Raw genomic sequence first — 4,661 nt, 5'->3', positions numbered from 1 at the left:
CCGTTGTACAGCATCGGCAAAAATCCATCCATATCCCACCGGTGCCATTGCTGCCTCACGCTTTGCCAATTGGGGAATACCGCAGCTGTGATCTGCTTATTCGCCTTCTTTGCTTCTGGGACTCACACGTTATTCACTAAGTTGCTGACCGAGTCGTAACGAAACTGCCTCCAAGCCTCATTGGTTGATGGGTTTTCCAAATCCTTCAACGGGTCAATTCCCGTTTGCTCCTTGAACAAACGACGCGCGTGCTCGGAGTAATTGTAGTCATACTGAGGGAACTCCCTATCCTGTACGATATCGTATTTCGGTTGAAGAGCCTCAGCTAAAATCACATCCGGCATTCTAACGTAATCGAGATGAATGTCATCGACCTCAGGTATCGCGGCTAGTGCTGCAACATTCCCTCGCACAAATTCCTGCACCTCTGGATGGCTCGGGTCTAAAAACTTGTAGTAATCGACGTAGGCTGGGTGGCTGTGTGCCGGCTGCCCCAAGCCGTTGACCGCGTCAACAATCTGCACCCATCCTCATCTTCAGACCTTTATCTGAACATCGAGCGCAATCTCCAGCGTGCGGTAGTATGAGCGACAACTTATCTAACCACAGATTTCTCTAGGCTTTATCTGTATCTGAATGAGCTAAAGTGACCTCAAGGCTTTGCGCCTGCTCACCGCTGCCAACTACCACTCCTGAAAGCTGTACTTTACCCCAGCTCTGAGGTTGCTACATCGCCATCACCCCATGGGCAACCACACCCAATTAAATTCGGGCAAGATTTTTTTCCCCTATGGATTCAACCGTTTGTGACACTTAGCATCTACCAGCCAAAGGACCAGATATACTTAAGTATAAAACACTAGCTCTGCGGGAACACCCATTCAGACCATGGGCCTTGGGGCACGTCGGCACTTTCTACAAACTTCCACGATACTCTTTGACCGCTCTTGACTCCCAAGAAATCTCTCACAGCTGGGCTCACATCAAGACCTGTATTGCCATTCCGATTAGGTTTGGGCCGGCTATTTTGAAATACATAAGCGTGGTCGTCGGTGTAAAATGGCCCACAATCTTCCCACTGCGCATAACACACTTTATGGCCGTAATGAATAGCCAGCCATCGCCCTTTACAGACTGACTGCCCTGGCGCCTTTGCCGCTCTCCAAAACCACTTGATCAATCCTGGCGCTTCCAGCTTAAACCGCCCACCACTACGTGCCACATCATTATATGGAAGTGCTATATAGAATGGGTTTAGTTTCGGTTTAAACTTTGCAGGGAAATAGCCACTTCGGTCGTTCGGATCATCAAATCCACCATAGTTTTGCTTCCTATTCGGGTCCCACGAACTCGCATGCTTATGCTCTGTAGCATCCTCACCTACCCAAAAAACGGTAACTGGAATATCGCGCTTCCACGTGTATTGGTAACGACTCGATATCCCATCAAAGGCTTCCACCACGATTTTTCCTTTCGGTGGCACTCGGTACGGGTCGCGCAAGGAATGAAAACTCTCGCGCATTTCATCGAGATGTTTGGTATGCGCAGCAATAAGCCGATTATTTAGAGGACTCTGAGCACTCACAGAGAAACTCAGTGCAAATAAGGCACTCAGTAAGCATAGTATCTTCCCTGCTTGAAATAACATCGTACATTGCTAACATCACTGAACTTTCCATTCAACCAGGAAAGCACACAATACCCCACACTTATGAAGCTAAAGGTTCTCGTGTACGACTCCACTGGCCTACCAGACATAAAACTCACATAATTAATCGATTATGTAGAGAGTCAAACTCAACCAGTTAGCCAGCTTTGACAGTTGGAGCTATACGTCAATCACTAGCCACCTCGGTATCACCACCTAAGGGCTGGATCCACCAATAGGGCTTACAATTTAACCTGGTGACCATGCTGCTCCATCGGCAAAGACCCTCACTCGAGCATCATCCCAGCTCGAGACCGCGACCGCTTGCAAGGTGCGATCCAGATCACTTTGTTTTTTCCAATAGAACTCGTGCTCGAATTCAAAAGCCTGTTTGATTTTCTCAAGACCAATAGTTTGCACAGGAATAACCGACTTTAATTTCGTGAGTTTTCCGCAATCTCCCGTCACTGCCAACCTTTATCTTTAACTCCATCAGCGAATGTTTCTATGGTTGGAAAATGAATCTAAGGAAAGGCTAATTCTGGCAACTCTCAAACTGAGTATTGCGAGGGTCAACAAAGTTTCCAGCACTCATGATATTGCCAAAGATGGACTCCAGTTGATGTTGGTACGGGTTTGCAACATGCATTCACTGACATACTTTACCACACTCTTTTTTTGGCTCAAATCCTCGCTCATGCATAATCTTTCAAGTAACGTCGTTCAAGATGAACTCAAAATCTGATTTACTAACCATTGGTTCAGTCACTGAACTCTAACCAAATTGCACCAAAACATAAGGCACACAGGCTCCTTCTTGTCCCGCGATGATTACCTTATTTACAGAGAAGGTGACCGCATAATATTGCTGACCAGCGGCCCCCATAACGTCATTCTTATACCCCAAGATACGCTGACTGCCCCCTGAGCCAGCTTTGCCCCCCCTTGATTCTGGCGCTAAATCTGAGTCAAGGAAGCTGATTTGTTGAAAACTGGATGAAACTGTTAAATCACATATCGATGTGGCTCAAAGACCCTCGCACTTGAAGTAAAAGAAAAAGCGGCGAGCCATGGGAAGTTTAAACTGACTTGGACGACAAAGCGGCTGCTCGGGAAATTGCAGATCGCTGAAGAGACTCCAGAATTTCAAAAAATTCTAGCAGATATGAGGATCAGGAAATCAAGAGCCTTCATTTACATTCTAAAAGCACTTAGCTTTGTAAGTGTTGGTTTTATATATGCTCAAAGAGAGAGAATGAATGAAGCCAAGAGCCTCTTTCAATTCTCTCTCATTGACCGATGATAGTAACTACGCTGTGGGGGCCATGTCTAACTGGCCTCTACTTTTTAGGGGTTTTAGAGAGATCTATCATCACATCTTGCCCAGCGCCGAACATTGTAGTTGGCAACTTGCCATCCCACTTTTCCGCTTTTCGGAGATCCACGAGGTTCGGGTTATCTCTGAGAGCCTCCCCTTCCAGTGCGATAGCTTTCGCACGCGCTTGTCCTTCTAACTCAATAGAGCGAGCCTTCGCTTTTGCTTCGGCTTCAATTTCATACGCCTTAGCATCGGCCTGTACCATCCTGCGTTCTTGCTCAGTCTTCGCAGCTTCTAACTCGGCTTTTGCCTGGGCAACCTTTTGTTTTTGATCTGTCTCAAACTTGAGCAATGTGGCTTCAGCGCGCTCGGCTTCTTGCTGCATCTCCTTTTTGGCGTTGATGCCGCGCTCAATCGATGGCGGGAGCTCGATATTACGGAACAAGACAGCTTCGATGATGATACCTTTATCCGATAGAGTTTCTTTGAGTTTGGTCAAGATCCCATCCTGAAGCGCAATTTGTACGTCGGAGCTGAAGAAGTCCTCAGAACGCTCCACACTTTTTCCTTCTTCACGAATGAGACTGCGCGTCTTTGGGATCAGGTACTTGTCACGGAGCCCTTCTAGACCACCCGTTTCTCTGTATGCTTCTGCTGCAAAATTACCATCCACTCTCCAGTTCACTGTGATGTCTACGCGTGATGTGAGTTGGTCTCGTGCCTTGAGGGTGACATCTTTAAATGAATCGCTCTCGGCCTGGTTCTTACAGTCGATAGAAATGACTTTAGTCCACGGTGCTTTAAAATGGAATCCTTCATCTAATTCCTGATCAGAGATGTTACCGAATGTGATAGCTACCCCCTTATGACCACCTTCCACAGTCGTGAAGCATGATGTACCTGTGATGACTGCTATGACGAGTACGACGACGGCTGCGATGGACTTTATTTGGCTTGATTTCATAATTGCGTCCACAGTTAGCGACAAACTCTATTTGGTCGACTACAAAACCTTTCCTCTATTGTAATTTGGAGGAGCCAGTGAATCACACACCAACAGGCCACCCGCATCACCAATCCAGCACACAAAAAACTGTGCGCCCAAATCTGCTGGCTTCAAGTCATAGATAGAGAACCAGACGACCTTATCAAAAAATCCACCTCCAGCGGTTTTCGTCCAAGGGGAATATGATTCAGGGGGATTGAATTACTTACGACGGAGTAAAATCAGCACAAGTTGACCAGGCCGAGAAAAGATGTGTCAGATGGATCAGAAATCGCTGGTAGAGCCAATCCCGTGACAGATAAATTCGGAGCGAAGGCTCCAATCTGCGCATTGTTTTTAGAAATTCTACAGTATTCCAAATCGCTGCGACATCTGGCGCATTATCTCCTATCACAGGGGAGTTAGTCTGCACTTAACGTCAAAGAACATCATCCTGATTCTCCTGCCGTTTTACCAACTTCCCCACAAAAAATAGCAGAGCGCCTACAGCAGCTATACATGAATTGATAGTAGAATACTATTCGCGTTGTCACGTTCTACATATTTGGTGCTTGAACCGTGTAAATACTTTCTAGCTCTCGCTGGTGATTTCTGAAGTCTGCGCATTTCATTTGTAGACTGGGATTTCAAGCGCCTTTCAACTTGGTGAGTTTGTGAAATCAGGATTCAAGCCTCCTTTAACCTCACCT

General features: G+C 46.6%; 5 protein-coding genes. 1 reads left to right on the top strand and 4 read right to left on the bottom strand.

Annotated features, from left to right (window positions below; genetic code table 11):
* Positions 1-122 precede the first annotated feature (122 nt).
* The 3 genes from ABGY95_RS04050 to ABGY95_RS04040 form a co-directional block, all read right to left on the bottom strand.
* Positions 123-524, bottom strand: coding sequence for a hypothetical protein (locus tag ABGY95_RS04050; RefSeq protein ID WP_347440426.1), 402 nt, complete (start codon positions 522-524; stop codon positions 123-125).
* Between the two features lie 335 nt (positions 525-859).
* On the bottom strand, positions 860-1,585 hold the full coding sequence (locus tag ABGY95_RS04045) for a hypothetical protein (protein WP_347440425.1): 726 nt from the start codon (positions 1,583-1,585) through the stop codon (positions 860-862).
* Positions 1,586-1,897: 312 nt separating this feature from the next.
* Positions 1,898-2,068: a hypothetical protein gene (locus ABGY95_RS04040; RefSeq protein WP_347440424.1), complete on the bottom strand. Its 171-nt coding sequence runs from the start codon at positions 2,066-2,068 to the stop codon at positions 1,898-1,900.
* Positions 2,069-2,147: 79 nt separating this feature from the next.
* Here ABGY95_RS04040 and ABGY95_RS04035 point away from each other — a divergent pair, with 79 nt between their 5' ends.
* Positions 2,148-2,393 (top strand): hypothetical protein, encoded by a 246-nt coding sequence (locus ABGY95_RS04035; RefSeq protein ID WP_347440423.1) that lies wholly within the window; start codon positions 2,148-2,150, stop codon positions 2,391-2,393.
* A 595-nt stretch (positions 2,394-2,988) separates the two neighbouring features.
* Here ABGY95_RS04035 and ABGY95_RS04030 read toward each other — a convergent pair.
* Positions 2,989-3,930 (bottom strand): SPFH domain-containing protein, encoded by a 942-nt coding sequence (locus ABGY95_RS04030; protein ID WP_347440422.1) that lies wholly within the window; start codon positions 3,928-3,930, stop codon positions 2,989-2,991.
* Positions 3,931-4,661: the final 731 nt, after the last annotated feature.

Origin of the sequence: Rubritalea sp. (assembly GCF_039830215.1) — a bacterium.
GTDB lineage: Bacteria > Verrucomicrobiota > Verrucomicrobiia > Verrucomicrobiales > Akkermansiaceae > Rubritalea.
The sequence above is the reverse complement of the archived record's forward strand: the minus strand, read 5'-3'. Positions and strand labels throughout refer to the sequence as shown.